The organism is Micromonospora echinospora (genome assembly GCF_014203425.1).
Taxonomy (GTDB): Bacteria; Actinomycetota; Actinomycetes; order Mycobacteriales; family Micromonosporaceae; genus Micromonospora; species Micromonospora echinospora_A.
Window position 1 is genome coordinate 6,287,037 of record NZ_JACHJC010000001.1, and the last position, 15,031, is coordinate 6,302,067.

At 73.0% G+C, this 15,031-nt stretch carries 14 protein-coding genes, 1 tRNA gene and 2 pseudogenes; 7 read left to right on the forward strand and 10 right to left on the reverse strand.

What is annotated here, in order from left to right; translation table 11 throughout:
* Nucleotides 1-8: 8 nt before the first annotated feature.
* The 4 genes and pseudogenes from FHU28_RS28245 to FHU28_RS28260 all read right to left on the reverse strand — a co-directional run.
* Nucleotides 9-1,592 carry an ATP-dependent DNA ligase gene (locus FHU28_RS28245; protein ID WP_376700841.1) on the reverse strand — a complete coding sequence of 528 codons (1,584 nt, stop codon included), beginning with the start codon at nt 1,590-1,592 and terminating at the stop codon, nt 9-11.
* 86 nt (nt 1,593-1,678) lie between these two features.
* A complete protein-coding gene (locus tag FHU28_RS28250; protein WP_073830643.1) occupies nt 1,679-1,885 on the reverse strand; it encodes a hypothetical protein in 207 nt (68 codons plus the stop codon).
* 78 nt (nt 1,886-1,963) lie between these two features.
* The gene (locus FHU28_RS28255) at nt 1,964-3,328 is read right to left on the reverse strand and encodes a dipeptidase (protein ID WP_184687741.1); all 1,365 of its coding nucleotides are present in this window, start codon (nt 3,326-3,328) and stop codon (nt 1,964-1,966) included.
* Nucleotides 3,306-4,093 (reverse strand): annotated as a pseudogene (locus tag FHU28_RS28260) (uridine kinase family protein); the annotation flags it as partial. The gene FHU28_RS28255 and the pseudogene FHU28_RS28260, both read right to left, overlap by 23 nt.
* A 21-nt stretch (nt 4,094-4,114) precedes the next feature.
* Between FHU28_RS28260 and FHU28_RS28265 the strand changes: the two are divergent.
* Complete coding sequence (locus FHU28_RS28265) at nt 4,115-4,516, forward strand: rhodanese-like domain-containing protein (RefSeq protein ID WP_013288093.1); 402 nt, start codon at nt 4,115-4,117, stop codon at nt 4,514-4,516.
* Nucleotides 4,517-4,620: 104 nt separating this feature from the next.
* Here the strand turns inward: FHU28_RS28265 and FHU28_RS28270 are convergent, their stop codons facing one another.
* From FHU28_RS28270 to ssb, 3 genes and pseudogenes are all read right to left on the reverse strand, one after another.
* Nucleotides 4,621-6,162 (reverse strand): cobyric acid synthase, encoded by a 1,542-nt coding sequence (locus FHU28_RS28270; protein ID WP_184687747.1) that lies wholly within the window; start codon nt 6,160-6,162, stop codon nt 4,621-4,623.
* Between the two features lie 122 nt (nt 6,163-6,284).
* Nucleotides 6,285-7,268, reverse strand: a pseudogene (locus FHU28_RS28275) (cobalamin biosynthesis protein); the annotation flags it as partial.
* 87 nt (nt 7,269-7,355) lie between these two features.
* The gene (ssb, locus tag FHU28_RS28280; protein WP_184687750.1) at nt 7,356-8,153 is read right to left on the reverse strand and encodes a single-stranded DNA-binding protein; all 798 of its coding nucleotides are present in this window, start codon (nt 8,151-8,153) and stop codon (nt 7,356-7,358) included.
* A gap of 287 nt (nt 8,154-8,440) precedes the next feature.
* Between ssb and FHU28_RS28285 the strand changes: the two genes are divergently transcribed.
* Both FHU28_RS28285 and FHU28_RS28290 read left to right on the forward strand, forming a co-directional pair.
* Nucleotides 8,441-8,851 (forward strand): HPF/RaiA family ribosome-associated protein, encoded by a 411-nt coding sequence (locus FHU28_RS28285; protein WP_184687753.1) that lies wholly within the window; start codon nt 8,441-8,443, stop codon nt 8,849-8,851.
* 163 nt (nt 8,852-9,014) lie between these two features.
* The gene (locus tag FHU28_RS28290) at nt 9,015-10,031 is read left to right on the forward strand and encodes an alpha/beta hydrolase (protein ID WP_184687756.1); all 1,017 of its coding nucleotides are present in this window, start codon (nt 9,015-9,017) and stop codon (nt 10,029-10,031) included.
* 23 nt (nt 10,032-10,054) lie between these two features.
* Here FHU28_RS28290 and FHU28_RS28295 read toward each other — a convergent pair whose 3' ends face one another.
* Nucleotides 10,055-10,789: a hypothetical protein gene (locus FHU28_RS28295; RefSeq protein ID WP_184687758.1), complete on the reverse strand. Its 735-nt coding sequence runs from the start codon at nt 10,787-10,789 to the stop codon at nt 10,055-10,057.
* A gap of 169 nt (nt 10,790-10,958) precedes the next feature.
* On the opposite strand from FHU28_RS28295, the gene FHU28_RS28300 reads away from it, so the two are divergent.
* A tRNA-Arg gene (locus tag FHU28_RS28300) sits at nt 10,959-11,031 on the forward strand.
* 312 nt (nt 11,032-11,343) lie between these two features.
* Here the strand turns inward: FHU28_RS28300 and FHU28_RS28305 are convergent.
* Nucleotides 11,344-11,637, reverse strand: coding sequence for a hypothetical protein (locus FHU28_RS28305; protein ID WP_184687761.1), 294 nt, complete (start codon nt 11,635-11,637; stop codon nt 11,344-11,346).
* A gap of 380 nt (nt 11,638-12,017) precedes the next feature.
* On the opposite strand from FHU28_RS28305, the gene FHU28_RS28310 reads away from it, so the two are divergent.
* From FHU28_RS28310 to FHU28_RS28320, 3 genes are all read left to right on the forward strand, one after another.
* Nucleotides 12,018-13,250 carry a sensor histidine kinase gene (locus FHU28_RS28310; protein WP_184687763.1) on the forward strand — a complete coding sequence of 411 codons (1,233 nt, stop codon included), beginning with the start codon at nt 12,018-12,020 and terminating at the stop codon, nt 13,248-13,250.
* Entirely contained in the window at nt 13,243-13,947 is a 705-nt protein-coding gene (locus FHU28_RS28315; RefSeq protein ID WP_184687765.1) for a response regulator, read from the forward strand. The genes FHU28_RS28310 and FHU28_RS28315 overlap by 8 nt, the downstream gene beginning before the upstream one ends.
* Nucleotides 13,948-14,029: 82 nt before the next feature.
* On the forward strand, nt 14,030-14,311 hold the full coding sequence (locus tag FHU28_RS28320) for a nucleotidyltransferase family protein (protein ID WP_184687768.1): 282 nt from the start codon (nt 14,030-14,032) through the stop codon (nt 14,309-14,311).
* A gap of 159 nt (nt 14,312-14,470) precedes the next feature.
* Here FHU28_RS28320 and FHU28_RS28325 read toward each other — a convergent pair whose 3' ends face one another.
* Nucleotides 14,471-15,031, reverse strand: coding sequence for a P-loop nucleotide/nucleoside kinase family protein (locus FHU28_RS28325; protein WP_184687771.1), 561 nt, complete (start codon nt 15,029-15,031; stop codon nt 14,471-14,473).

The window sequence follows — 15,031 nt, forward strand, 5'->3', positions numbered from 1 at the left end:
AGGACCGGTCAGCCGGTGATTCGGCCGGCGTGGATGGCGCGGACCGCGTCGATGGTGTCCGCCTCGGCGGCCGTCTTGTCGTGGCGATAACGCAGCACGCGGGCGAAGCGCAACGCCATGCCACCCGGGTAGCGGCTGCTGGTCTGCACCCCGTCGAACGCGATCTCGACCACCTGCACCGGCCGGACCCGCACCTCCCAGTCGCCCTTCTCCACTGCGAGCGACAGGAACCGTTCGGTCTGCCAGCGCAGCAGCTCGTCGGTGAGCCCCTTGAACGTCTTGCCGAGCATGACGAACTCGCCGGTCCGCGGGTCGCGGGCGCCGAGGTGCAGGTTCGACAGCCACCCCTCCCGCCGGCCACTGCCCCACTCGACCGCGAGCACCACCAGGTCGAGCGTGTGCCGCGGCTTGACCTTCACCCAGGCCGAGCCGCGCCGGCCGGCGTCGTAGGGCGCGGCCGGATCCTTCACGACCACGCCTTCCTGACCCGCGTCGACAGCCGCCGCGAACGCCGTGGCTGCCTGCTCCGCGTCGTCCACCTCGACCCGGTCGACGAGCAGCGACGCGTCGACCGCGCCGGCCAGGGCCGCCCACCGCTCCCGCCCGGGCGCGTCGATCAGGTCGGCGCCGTCGAGGTGCAGCAGGTCGAAGAAGTACGGCGTGAGCACCGGCTCGCCGGTGCGCTCGGCGGCGGCCAGCACTGCGGGCGCGACCTGCGTCGGCCCGGTGGTGCTGGGCGTTGCGCGCCGGGCCGCCCGGCTGGACGTCTCCTGGAACGGCAGCGGCCGGCCGGCCGCGTCCAGCCCGATCGCCTCACCGTCGAGCACCAGCTCGCGGGCGGGCAGCGCGCGGACGGCGGCCACCACCTGGGGCAGCCGGCCGGTGATCTCGTCCAGGCTGCGGGTGAAGACGGCGATGTCCGGGCCGGAGCGGTGCACCTGGATGCGGATGCCGTCGAGCTTCACGTCGACCGTCGCCGGCACGCCGGTGGCGGTGAGCGCCTCGTCGACCGAGGGCGCGCTCTGCGCCAGCATCGGCGCGAGCGGCCGGCCCACCTGGAGCCCGAACCCGGCCAGCGCCGGAGCGCCGCCGGTGAGCGCCGCGACCGCCACCGCGCGCAGGTCACCGGCGAGCAGCAGGGCACGCCGGACGGCCGCGACCGGTACGTCGGCGGCGCGGGCGACCGCGTCGGCCAGCAGGCCGGCCTGCGCGCCCTGACGCAGCTCGCCCCGGAACAGGCCGGTCAGCAGACGCTGCTCGTCGGCGGTCGCGGCGGCGAACAGACGGCCGACGAGGTCCCGCCGCCGGGCCTGCGAACCGGCCCCGGCGACGCGGGAGATCTCCTCGATCGCCGCGTCGACGGCGGCGACGGTGAGCGTCGGCTCGGCGGCCGGCGGGGGCAGGTCACGAAGGCCGGCCCAGCCGACACCCGTCTGACGCTGGCGCAGCTCACCGGCGAGATAGCCGGCGCCGGCCGGGATCTCGCCCGGCTCCAGCCCTCGCAGCGCAGCAGCCAGCAGCTCCACCTTGGCCCGTCTGCCACTGGTGGCGCCGACCGCGGCCGAGGTAGCCGCCAGCTCCGCGAAACGCACGCCCATATCCTGCCAGCCACCTGCGGCATCGGGGCCGATCCGGCGACCCGGCACACCACAGGGGTGGCCGGGTCACCGGCGGCCGGTCAGGCCGAGACCGGTTCCTCGATCCGCAGGCCGCGGCCGCGCACGCCCTCGGCGACCCGGGTGAGCAGCGCGTCGAGCGTGACCAGCGCGGCGGAGAGCTCGCCGATCTGTTCCTTGAGCGTGTCCTCGGACCACGCGGAGACGTCGACGTCCCCCAGAGCACGGACGGCGGCCTGAAGCCGCTCAATCTCGTCGTTCGTACGCATGTTCGAAAGGCTATAACACCCCGCCCGCCGACACACCACAAACGCCGACATCGGCCCCGAAGTTACGGTTTCGACACCTCAGGCGCGGTTTCCGGCCTCCGCCACCCGGGCCAGCAGCAGCGCCTCGGCCAGGCAGACGCGGGCGAACTCGCCCAGGTGCAGGCTCTCGTTCGGCCCGTGCGCCCGCGCGTGCGGGTCCTCCACGCCGGTGACCAGGATCGCGGCCTGCGGGAACATCTCCTGGAACGTGGCGATGAACGGGATCGACCCGCCCACCCCGATGTCCACCGGGTCGGTGCCGTCCCAGGCCGCCTTGAACGCCGACCGGGCCGCGTCGAACATCGGGCCGGAGGCGTCGATGACGCAGGGCGCGCCGTCGTGCTCCAGTGTCACCGACACCTGCGCGCCCCACGGCGCGTGCCGCTCCAGGTGCGCGGCCAGCGCCGCGTACGCCTTCTTCGGGTCCTCGCCCGGCGCCAGCCGTACGCTCAGCTTCGCCTTCGCCGACGGCACCAGCGCGTTCGGCGCCTCGCCGGTGGCCGGCGCGTCCAGGCCGAGGATCGCCAGCGCCGGCTTGGTCCAGAGCCGGTCGGTGATCCGGCCGGTGCCGAACAGCTCCGCGCCGTCGACCAGGCCGGCCTCGGCGCGGAACCGGTCCTCCGGGTAGTCGACGCTGGCGCCCTCGCGGCCGACCAGCCCGTCCACCGCGACGTCACCGGCCTCGTCGTGCAGCGTGGCGAGCAGCTTCACCAGCGCGGTGAGCGCGTCCGGCACGGCGCCGCCGAACATGCCGCTGTGCACGGCGTGGTCGAGCGTGCGCACCTCCACGAAGCAGTTCACGACGCCGCGCAGCGAGGTGGTCAGCGCCGGTACGCCGACGTCCCAGTTGGTGGAGTCGGCGATGACGATGACGTCCGAGGCCAGGTCGTCGCGGTGCTCGGCGAGCAGCCGCTCCAGCGAGTCCGAGCCGTACTCCTCCTCGCCCTCGATGAACAGCACCACGCCGACCGGGAGCCGGTCGCCGAACGCGCGCAGCGCGGCGACGTGCGCCATGATGCCGGCCTTGTCGTCGGCGGCGCCCCGGCCGTAGAGGCGGCCGTCGCGCTCCACCGGCTCGAACGGGTCCGACTCCCACAGCGACAGGTCGCCGACCGGCTGCACGTCGTGGTGCGCGTACATGAGGACGGTGGGCGCGCCGGGCGGGGCCGCCTTCGTGCCGATCACGGCCGGCTGGCCGCCGGACCGGACGATCCGCGTGTCGAGGCCGCAGCCGCGCAGCAGCTCCGCCACCGCCCCGGCGGAACGCTCCACGTGCGAGTGGTCGAAGCCCTCGAAGGCGATGCCCGGGATGCGGACGAGTCGCTCGAGGTCGGCACGGACGCCGGGAAGTTCCCGCTCGACGGCGGCGCGCACCTCGGACTCGGAGAGGATCGGAGTGGTCATGAGCGGAATCGTATGCTGGCCTTACGCCGTCACGTCGCCCGAGCCCGATCGCCGCCCCACCCGCACGTAGTAGCGGTCCGCGTCGTGCGGCAGGGCGGGCGCCCCGTCGACCACCAGGTCCACCGCCGCCGCGGTGCCGTCGGCGGCGAAGTGCGCCCGCTCCCCCTCGTGCCAGCGGCGCAGCTCCGGCAGGATCTGCGCGCCGTCGCGGGCCAGCGCCCGGCGCAACCGCAGCTCGGCCGGCGCGGTGACGAGCACCGACAGGGTCAGCTCGGGGCGCACCGCGGCGCGAGCGGCGCTCACCCCCTCCACGATCAGCACCGGACCGGCCGGCACCGGCACCACCCGGTCCAGGAAGCTCCGGCGCACCCAGCTGTACCGGCGGTAGCCGCCCGCCCGGCCCGCCCGCACCGGGCCGAGCACCTGCTCCTCCAGCCGGGCCCAGAACGTGAGCTGGTCGTCCCAGCCGTCGAGCAGGTCGTCGGTGTGCACAAGCGGCGGGCGCACGCCGCCCGCACGCTCCGCGAGCGCGTCCGCGAGGCGCGTCGCAAACACGCTCTTGCCCGCGCCGCTGGGCCCGTCGACTGCGACCAGCCGGGTACGCCCCAACCGAGCCGGCCCGGTCAGCACCCGGCGGGCCAACCCGGCGTACGCCTCGATCAGGGCCACGTTCACCCGACCGACGCTAACGTTCCCCCGTCCGCTGGAACCTGCGACCCGGGCGGACCGTTTCGGCGAGCGGCGGCGCGGGCCGCTGGGCATCATCGGGGGGTGCTCCATGACGTGATGTGTCCGGGCGTCGACGCCCTCCTGGAACAGGCCCGCGCCGGTCTCCGCCGGCTCACTCCGCACGAGACCGTCGAGGCGGTCCGAGGCGGCGCGCTGCTTATCGACACGCGTACCGAGGCGCAGCGCCGCGAGGAGGGTGAGCTGCCCGGCGCGATCGTCATCGACCGCACGGTGCTGGAGTGGCGGCTCGACCCGGCGAGCGCCTGGCGCATTCCCGAGGCCACCGGGTACGACCGCGAGATCGTCGTGGTGTGCCGGGAGGGGTACAGCTCAAGTCTGGCAGCCGCCAGCCTTCAGACGCTGGGGCTGCGGCAGGCCACCGACATGATCGGCGGGGTGCAGGGCTGGCGGGAGGCCGGGCTGCCGATGTCCGACCGCCCGGCCGACGTGCGCTACTGAACCGCGCGCTCCACGGCCACCAGGCGCTCCTCGGACGCCGGGCGGTCGTCGGACGCCGGTCGCTCCTCGGACGCCGGGCGCGCCGGCTGGCTCGGGGCGGCGTCTTAACGCGGTGGTGCGCCGGGTGGCACGAACGGCAGTCCGGGCGGCGGGCCGGACTCGATCAGCCGCCACAGCGCGTCCGTGTCGAGGTGTTGCTCCACCAGGTCGCCCAGCAGATCGAGCGTCCGCTCCCGGGCCGCCGCGAAGGACGTGTCGGGCGCGACCTTGAAGCCGGTGCGTCCGGCCGCCTCCGCGACCTCGGTCAGGAACCGGCGGCGGAACGCGTCCGAGGAGAAGGCGCCGTGCCAGTGCGTGCCGTACACGGCGCCGAGGCGCGCGCCCTCGCCGGTGCCGTCGGCGTAGCGCAGCAGCGGCGCGAGACCCGGGTCGGCGGCCGAGACCCGGCCGTGGTGGATCTCGTAGCCGTGCACCGGCACGTCCCCGGCGGCGGCGCCCTCGGCCCGGCGGACCGTCTTGCGCGGCTCGAAGGTGATCTCGACGGGCAGCAGTCCGAGGCCGGGCACTGTGCCCCGGCGGCTCTCCACCGGGTCGTGGATCGCCCGGCCGAGCATCTGGAACCCGCCGCAGATGCCGAGCAGCGGCCGTCCGGCGGCGGCGTGTGCCAGTACCGCGTCGGCCAGGCCGGTCTCCCGCAGCCAGGCCAGGTCGGCGACCGTCGACTTGGTGCCGGGGAGCACCACGAGGTCGGCGGCGGCCAGTTCGGCCGGCTCGACGGTGAGGCGTACCCGCACCCCCGGCTCGGTGGCGAGGGCCTCGACGTCGGTGGCATTGCTGATCCGGGGTAGCCGCACCACCGCGACGTCGAGCCAGTCGGTGCCCCGGGGCGCGGGCGGACGGCCGAGCACCCGCCCGTAAGCGAGCGAGTCCTCCGCGTCCAGCCACAGGTCCAGCGCCCAGGGCACCACCCCGTACGTGGGACGGCCGGTGACCTGGCGCAGCATGTCCAGCCCTGGCTGCAGAAGCCCGCGGTCGCCCCGGAACTTGTTCACGACAAACCCCGCCACCAGTGCCTGGTCGGCCGCGTCGAGCAGGGCGACGGTGCCGAACATCGAGGCGAACACGCCACCCCGGTCGATGTCGCCGACCACGATCGTCGGCAGCCCGGCCTGTCGCGCAAGCCCCATGTTGACGTAGTCGCCGTCGCGCAGGTTGATCTCGGCCGGGCTGCCCGCGCCCTCGCAGATCACCACGTCGTACTCCTCGCGCAGCTCGGTCAGCGTCGCGTACGCGGTGGTGGCGAGCCGGGACCGCACCTCGTGGTAGTTGCCGGCGGTGACCGTGTCGACCGCCTCGCCGAGCAGCACCACCTGGCTGGCGTGGTCGCTGCCCGGCTTGAGCAGCACCGGGTTGAACCGCAGGTCGGCGTCGAGCCCGCAGGCGGCGGCCTGCATCGCCTGGGCCCGGCCCAGCTCTCCGCCGCGCCCGTCCGGCCCGACCACGACGGCCGAGTTGTTGGACATGTTCTGCGCCTTGAACGGCGCGACCCGGACGCCGCGGCGGCGCAGCCAGCGGCAGATGCCGGCGGTGAGCACGCTCTTGCCGGCGTCGGAGGTGGTGCCGGCGACCAGCAGCCCGCCGCTCACCGCCCGCTCTCCCTGTGCCCGTGCGCCTGGCCCCCGCTCCACGCCTCGGCCGCCCGACCCGGGACGCGAGCCGCCCGACCCCGGACGCGAGCCGCCGGAGCGGAGTCCCGAGCCGCTCGGCCGAGGACGCCCAGCGCGGCCCGTCCGGCCGCTCCGGCCAGGCGCCCGACGGTCACCGGGTAGAGCGCGGCCAGGCCGAGCGCGGCCACGCCGACAGCGCCGGAGATCCGGGCGGCCCGCTTCAGGTGCCGCGCCTCGGGGCGGGGACCGTCACCGAGGAACGGCCGGGTCTCGGCGCGGCCGAAGTAGATGTTGCGCCCGCCGAGCCGGACGCCGAGCGCGCCCGCCATGGCCGCCTCGCACTGACCGGCGTTCGGGCTCGGGTGGTCGGCCCGGTCCCGCCGCCACACCTGCCAGGCGGCGGCGCGGTCCCCGTGCACGGCCGGCGCGACCGCCACCGTGAGCAACCCGGTCAACCGGGACGGCACCAGGTTCAGCACGTCGTCCAGCCGGGCCGCCGGGCTGCCGAAGCGGGCGTACCGGGGCGAGCGGTGGCCGACCATCGCGTCGAGCGTGTTGGCCGCCCGGTAGCCGAGCAGGCCGGGCAGGCCCGCGACCGCGCCCCAGACCAGCGGGGCGACCACGGCGTCCGAGGTGTTCTCGGCGACCGACTCGACTGTGGCACGGGCGAGTTCGGACTCGTCCAGGGCGGACGGGTCCCGCCCGCAGAGGTTGCCGAGGCGGGCCCGGGCGGCGGGCAGGTCGGCACGGCCCAGCGCCCGTGCCATCACCCTGGACTCGTGCCGCAGCGTGCGCCCACCCAGCACCGTCCAGGTGCCGGCCGCGACCAGCGCGGCCCGGGCCACCGGATGACGGCGGGTGGCCAGCGCGGCGGCGGCGCCGAGCAGGACCGGCGCGCCGACCGCCAACGCCGTGAACGCCGCGCCCGCCGACCGGTCGGGGCGGTAGAGCCGCTGTTCCAGCGCACCGGCCGCCCGGCCGAAGCCGGCCACCGGATGCCACCGGCGGGGGTCACCAAGCAGCGCGTCGAGCGCGTAGCCCGCCACCAGTCCGGTCGCGTTCGCCATGGCGGTCGCCTGCCGCACCCGTCACCACCTCCGGCCGGCCAGCCTAGTCGTACCGCGGGGTGGTGACGCCGATGTCACCACCCCGCGCCCCCGTTGCACCGGGCGTCAGGCGGGCACCGGGGTGCGCCGCCGCCCGCGACGGCCCGAGGCGGCCCCGCCGCTCGGCCCGGAGCCGTTCGGCCCGGAGGCCGCCGGCCCGGACGCGGACGGCTCGGAGTCGGCCGGGTCGTCCCCGCCCGAAGTCTCGGCCAGTTCGTCGTCCTCGTCCGGGACCGGCTCGTCGTCCCCCTCGGCGGACAGTTCGTCGGCCGCGCCCCGCTCGCCGGGCCGGTCGTCGAACGGGTCGGGCTCGCCCACCCGCTCGACGGTGCCGACCAGTCCGACCCGGCCGCCGCCGTACTCCGGGGGCGGGAAGTCGTCGTCGAAGGGCCGGTCGTCGAAGGTGGCCGGGGCCTGCCCGTCGGGCACCGGCTCGGTCGTCTCGCCGTGCACCCGCTGCTCGGCCTCCGCGTCCTCGACAGTGCTGGTGGCCGCACGGGGCTGGTTGCGCAGGAACCGGGCCCGGCCGCGGGACAGGTCATGCCCGACGGCGACCGCCTCCAGCTCGTAGAGCGTGCGGTGGGTGCCGGACTCGTCGGTCCAGTCCCGGGTGTAGAGGCGGCCGGCGACGATCACCGGGTCGCCCACCGCCACCGAGGACGCGACTCCCTCGGCCATGCGGCGCCAGCAATTCACCCGTACTCGCAGGCTGTTGCCGTCGACCCAGCGGCCGCTGTCGCGGTCGAGCCGGCGGGCGGTCGAGGCGACCTTGAAGTTGGCCACCAGCGTTCCGCTCTGGGTGGTCCGGCGCCACTCCGGCGCGGTCAGCACATTGCCGACGATCGTGACGTACGTATCGAACATCGCCCCTCCCAGGGATCGACTTGTCCCGGTGAGCGTCGTCCGGCCGCCTCGCCCGGACCACCCGCCCACCCCGTGCCTGTGGACGACGGACCGCCCTGTGGAAAACCCCCTGATCAAGGTCCCGATCTGCTAGGCCGACCGGCCCTACGCGCTTGACCTGCGGCGACGCATGATCGAGTGGAGCCGGCAGGGCAGGCGTTCCGGAATCACGCCGGTTGGGTAAGTACTTGATCAACCGAGAGAAAGGGAGCTCCGATGCTTCTCCGAGACGTCCGCGAGGCAGCGCGATGAGCGCCGTGGCGAACCCCGCGACCGTGGCCGAGTGCCTGCGGGTCGGTGCCGGGTTCTCCCAGGGCGACCGCAACTGGATCGCCGAGCAGTTCGCGACCCTGGACACCCGGCTCGCCGGCTTCCACGCCGACGCCACCGAGCTGGAGGTGTCCGTCAAGGATCGCGAGGCCCGGGGCCAGAAGGTGACCCTGGAGTGCTGGATCGCCGGTCGGCAGAAGATCGTCACCACCTCGACCGAGGAGGATCTGCACGCCGCGCTCAACGACGTCCGGGACGACCTGCGCCGCAAGCTCAACGACGCGAAGACCCGGCAGGAGCCGCGCAACAACAAGCACCTGCGCGCCGTTGACCAGCCCGAGGTCGCCCCGTTGCAGGACGCCGAGCGCGAGGACGCCGAAACCGCCTGAAGTCCGGCACGGCCCGCCCGCACGGTGCCGGCGGGCGGGCCGTCCCTGCGCTGAGGCGTTGTTAACAAGGGGCCCTTCCTCTACCGGATGCGTTAACAAGGGGCCCCTCCTTACAACCCGGCACCCCTACCGCCGGGTAGCGCGGCGGCGTACCGTCGCGGTCGTGGAACCGGACGTGCTGGGCGCCCCCTACGAGCGGCGGACGATCGACCTGGGCACCGACGACGAGGGGCCGGTGGTCGCGACCCTGGTGCGGCGGCGCGCCGACCGCCCGACCGGGCGCGCCGTGCTCTACGTGCACGGCTTCGTCGACTACTTCTTCCAGACCCACGTGGCCGACTTCTTCGCCGAGCGTGGCTGGGACTTCTACGCGCTCGACCTGCGCAAGTACGGCCGTAGCCTGCTCCCGCACCAGACCCCGAACTTCTGCCGCGACCTGAGCGACTACTTCCCCGAGCTGGACGCCGCCGCCGAGATCATCCGCGCCGAGGAGGGCCACGACACCCTGCTCGCCATGGGCCACTCGACCGGCGGCCTGATCATCTCGCTCTGGGCGCACGACCGCCGCGACGCCGACCTGGTCGACGGGATCGTGCTCAACAGCCCCTTCTTCGACATCAACGCGCCCTGGATGGTCCGCCGGCCCCTCGCGGCCGCCGTCTCCCGACTGGGCCGCAGGGCGCCGCAGCGTGTCCTGCCGTTCGGCCTGGGCACGGTGTACGGCGAGAGCCTGCACGCCGACCACCGGGGCGAGTGGCGGTACGACCTGGCCTGGAAGCCGCTGGCCGGGTTCCCGGTCCGGGCCGGCTGGATCAGCGCGATCCGGGCCGGTCAGCGCCGGCTGCGGGCCGGGCTGGACATCCCGGTGCCGGTGCTGCTCGCCTGCTCCACGCGCAGCTTTCGGGGTACCAAGTGGCACGACAGCGCCACCGGCGCCGACGCGGTGCTCGACGTCGAGCACATGGTGCGCTGGGCGCCCCGCCTCGGCCACCACGTCACGCTGGCCCGCTTCGACGGCGGGCTGCACGACCTCACGCTGTCCAGTCCTGGCGTACGCGAGAAGGTCTTCGCGGAGGTCGGACGGTGGGCGGAGGGATTCCTCCGCGCCGGTCCGACCGAGCCGGAGCCCACGACGCCGCCGTCACCGCGGCGGCCGGCCGACGCGACCGCAGAGGGCTGATGCGATCGGCCTCCCCGGTCGGCTCAGTCGGTGACCACCGCCGCGAGCGCGGCGCGGATCCGGTCGAACGTGGCGACCGGGTGCCCGCCCGCGCGCGACGGCAGCACCACGCCCAGGCAGTGCAGCGCCGGTCCGCCGTCCGGCCCGGCCTCGACCGCGAACACCGGCGCGCCCACGTACCCGGCGGGCAGCTCCGTGGTGACCCGCACCTCGCCGCCGTCCCGGGCGACCCGCTCGACCACCGCTTCCAGTGGCCGCGACCCGTCCTCGCCCGCGCCCAGGGCCAGCACGAACGCCGAGGCGGGCGCCGCGCCGATCCGGGCGACCGAGTCGGCCGGCGCGGCCACCGCCTCGGTGACCTGCTGGGTACGCCAGCGCCAACCCCGGTCGTCGGCCCAGCCGTGCAGCCCGCCGGTCGGCATCGCGGCGAGCCCCAGCTCCGGCAGGTGCAGCCAGTGGTCGGCGAAACCGGGCAGCTCGATCGGCTCGTCCGCCCCCTCGGCCGGGTCGGTGACGCTCGGCCGCAGCCCGATCTCCCCGTACTCCCGCTCGGTGAGCGTGTCGGCGGTGAGCAGCCACTCGTGCGCGATCTCCCCGTCGTCGGTGGTGCCGACCAGCTCGCTGTAGAAGAAGGCGGTGCCGAGGACGCCGGCCGGCGCGCCCGGCCCGTCCGAGCCGGTGAGGGGAAGGATCGCCCGTCCGAGGAGCTGGCACAGCTCGAAGACGATCTCGTTCTCGGTTTCCTGGTCGAGCAGCATCCGACGAGGGTACGGATCGCGCCCCGCCCGGCCCGCGCCGGACCGCCGGAACTGTGGTGCCGGTCCGGGCCCCCGCGTGGGACGCTGAAGGGCGGAACGGACGCGCCGACCCGTACCCCCGGGCGGGCGGGGAGCGGCGGTACCCTCTTGGCGCGACGACCGTCGGCGCGCGCCCGTAGCTCAGCGGATAGAGCAGGGGACTTCTAATCCCAAGGCCGCAGGTTCGAATCCTGCCGGGCGCACCCTTCCCACGTCAGGTCAGCGGCTTCTCAGTGCCGGTCGAGAAGATCACCATGGTCTCCGTACGGCCATTCGTACAGCCAAGTCAGCCGAAAAGGCGCTTCGCGGGCTCGTCGACAGCTGCCCGCTCGATCTCCCGGCAGAACTTGGGCGTAGGTGTTCATCGTCAACCCGATCTGGCTGTGACCAAGCACCTTCGTCACCGTCCAAGGCGAAGCATCCGATACGAGCAGGCCGGTCACGCAGTTTCGACAGGGCGAGCAGAAGGTTCAGGAATCGGCATTCGGCAGATGGCCCGGATTCACCTCGTCCGATCACACGGCGACGCCTTCTTCCCGGGTGGCGGGGACAGTGACTCGCCGGAGCAGGACGTGGCAGATCGGGTACAGCAGGGCGCCGTCGAGGTAGTGGCAGAACATCGCGCCGAGGTATGACGGGCCGCCCCAGGCGTTGCGGGGGAAGTTCGGGTCCAGCCCGGCGAAGACCTGCAGTCCGATGCGCCAGGCCATGTACACCTCCAGCAGTACGAGGAAGGCGACGGCCAGGCAGCGCAGCAAAGCCGGAACGCCGGCCCCGGACCGGAATGTGGCTCCGATCCGTGCTGCCATCGGACGTCCGAGCGGCACGAAGATCACTTTCCAGCCGAGCGGGCTACGGCGGGATGCCACCGCGAACCAGACGGTCACGACCGCGAGGACGCCGAGATGCGGCAGCCACGCCTCAGTGCCCGCGATCTGTGGTTCGAGCGTGTCGGATCGGTGGAGGTACCTCGCGACTCCGCTGGCCAGTCCGGCTATCACGGAAACGGTCGCGGTGACGACGGCGGGACGGGACAGCTGCAGCCGGTGGTTTGTCATGACTGGAACATTGCGCCACATCGACCGGCCCGGGCGTCGCTCTCCAGCATGATCCGGGGCCTCCCTCGGAGGCGGCACCGTCATTCTCGCGCATGACGCCTTCGTCGATACGTTTCGCTAACGTGGTCCACATGCGACTGGGCCGGAGCGATCTGCCATGGCCCGATCTGCTGGACATCGCTCTGGCCGTCGGGTCGTTCGGACTGTTCACTCTCCCGGTCCTGCTCCGCGGTTCGGGACATGGGCCGACGGCGGCGATCCTGGTCCTCGGCACCGCCGCGGCCGTGCCGCTGGCGGCGCGCCGGGCCGTCCCGGTACCGGTGCTCGTGACGGTGTCGCTGGTCCTCGCCGTGGCAGCGCTGGCCGATGTCGGCTTCACGGTGTTCCACAGCAACGCGGGCCCAGCGTTGGGGATCGCGGTGCTGACCGCGGCCGATCGGCTTCCGCGCCAGGTGTCGCTGCGGGCCAGCGTGGCCGCGGTCGGGCTGGTCACCACGGCGGAATTGACCGCGATGCAGTTGCACCCGGCCACCGGGCAGAACGCGATCCAACTGGTTCTCGCCATTCCAGCCTGGTTGGTGGGATACGCGTTCGGTACCCGTCGACAGGCGGAGCGTCGGCTGCGCGCGGAGACGGCGGATCGGGCCCGGGAGACGGAGCGCCGGGTCCGCGCCGAGGAACGGGTCCGGGTGTCGGCGGACGTCCACGACATCGTGTCGCACACGCTGAGCATGATCGCGGTCCGATCGGGCGTGGCACGGGTGGTGCTCGAACAGCGGCCGGAGGAGGCGCTGGCCGCACTGTCGGCGATCGAGACGGCCAGCCGCAGCGCTTTGGACGAGTTACGAGCGGTGTTGCACTCGTTGCGGGACGCTCCGGGGGATCCGTTGGGCACGGCGGGTGCGCTGACGGCCGGCCCGGCCGTCGATCGACCGACACTCGCACACATCCGGTCGCTCGTCGACAATCTCCGCGATGACGGCTTCCCGATCACGCTCACACTGTCCGAAACGGCCGGCGCACCACCACCGGTCGAGGAGTCGGCCTACCGTGTCGTGCAGGAGGCGCTGACGAATGTGGTCCGTCACGCCGGCCGGGTGACAACATCCGTCGAGGTCACCAGCGGCCCGGACGGACTCAGCATCTCGGTGCTCAACGCCGCCCCCGTCGCCGGTCCGTACGGGGCCGGGCCGGGCAGCGGACACGGCCTGGCCGGGATGCGGGACCGTGTCGCGTTGCACGAGGGCACCGTCACGGCCGATCCATGTCCGGACGGTGGCTACGCAGTGCGCGTTCAGTTCCCACTACGATCGACGAGCCGGACGACACACGCTGACCGCAGCGAGGGGAAGCGCCGTGGCTGAACCGGCGGTCGGCGCCGACGGCACTACCGAGCCGATCCGTGTCCTGGTCGTGGACGACGAGGCGCTGGTACGAGCTGGATTCCGGGTGCTCCTGGAAACCTCACCGGGGCTCACGGTGGTCGGCGAGGCATCCGACGGTGCCGCGGCGGTCCGGCAGAGCCGTGCACTTCGGCCGGACGTCCTGCTCATGGACATCCGCATGCCGGTCATGGACGGCCTTGAGGCCACCCGGCACATCGCCGACGACGACAGCATCGACGCCCGTGTGCTGATAGTCACGACCTTCGGGGAGGACGAGCACGTCTTCGCCGCGCTGCGTGCCGGAGCAAGCGGTTTCGTACTCAAGGACACCCCTCCGGAAGACCTGCTCAGCGCCATCCGCATCATCGCCGATGGTGAGGCGCTGCTGACCCCACGGGTGACCACCCGACTGGTCGCGGAGTTCGTGCGAAGCACGTCCGGCCACGCCTTGGCAACCGCACCGGGAGCGCTCGACGAACTGACCGAGCGCGAACGGGAAGTGCTGGTTCAGGTTGCGGTCGGCCGGTCGAACGCGGAGATCGCCGAACACTTCACCGTCAGCCTCAACACGGTGAAGACCCACGTGAGCCGACTGCTGTTCAAATTGTCGGCCCGTGATCGAGCCCAGCTCGTCGTGTGCGCCTACGAGGTCGGTTTGGTGGTGCCGGGAAGGTGAGAGGATGCCGTCGTAATGTGGCAGACCGACACCGTCACTTGAGCGGGAATCAGTTACCGGATGATCCGCATCGGCCGCCGCAGTGCACACCTGGTACGAGAGCGTGTTCGGCACTGGACCCGCCGATGCGCTCCGGTCCATACACGATGCCGTGGCCACCTGGCCCGAAACCGCTACTTGCGTCGCCGTGCGTCTCGACTGTGCCGAGACACTGCACGTCTGTGCCCCGCTGGGGTTGGACGACCTGCTCGATGGTGTATGGCGGCGCAATCCACGAAGGATCACAGTCGAGCTTTCACGAGCGCGTCTCTCGCGCCATGGCCCCAGCAGACGATGGCGGCAAGTCAAGGTCGTTCCGCCGTAGTCGTACAGCCATCGGTAAAGCGAGGTCGACCCACCAACACCGCCCCTGCCCGACAGCGACGGACGGGCTGTAGAGGAGGACGGCTCCCGACCAGCCCGCTCCGATCTTCTTCTGATCCCAAGGCGCGACCCCGTACGGCTGTGGCCGCAGCAACGACCGTCAGTAGCAGTCTTCGGGTCTCGCCAGGGCAGTGCCTGAACCGCCGCCGGTAGCTCGGAGGACGATCTGCCGGGCTGCTTGGGCGGGCGTGAGGTGCGTGGTGTCAACGACCTCGGCCTCGGCGTGCAGCCACGTGCGGGCCGCCTCGGCGTAGGGCTCGAGGTACTTGAGGCGGAACGGGGAGGGGACGGGATGTTCCCTCTCGATTCGCCTGCGGAGGGTGTCCCGGTCGGCGTGGAGGACGAAGTGCCTTACCGGTATGGCGTGTTGGGCGAGGTCCTCGCTGATCTCGCGCCAGTACTGCTCCACCAGGACGGTCATGGGCATCACCAGCGTGCCGCCGGTGTAGTCGAGCACGCGGCGGGCGGTCTCGACGACGAGATGCCGCCATGGCGGCCAGTGCTGGAAGTTGTCCGTCGCGGGCAACCCCGGCGTGATGTCCATGAGGACTTCGCCGACCTTCTCGGCGTCGAACACCCGGGATTCCGGGATCAGTTGTTGCACGAGCGCACTGGTCGTCGTCTTGCCCGCGCCGTGGGTGCCGTTGATCCATATGATCAC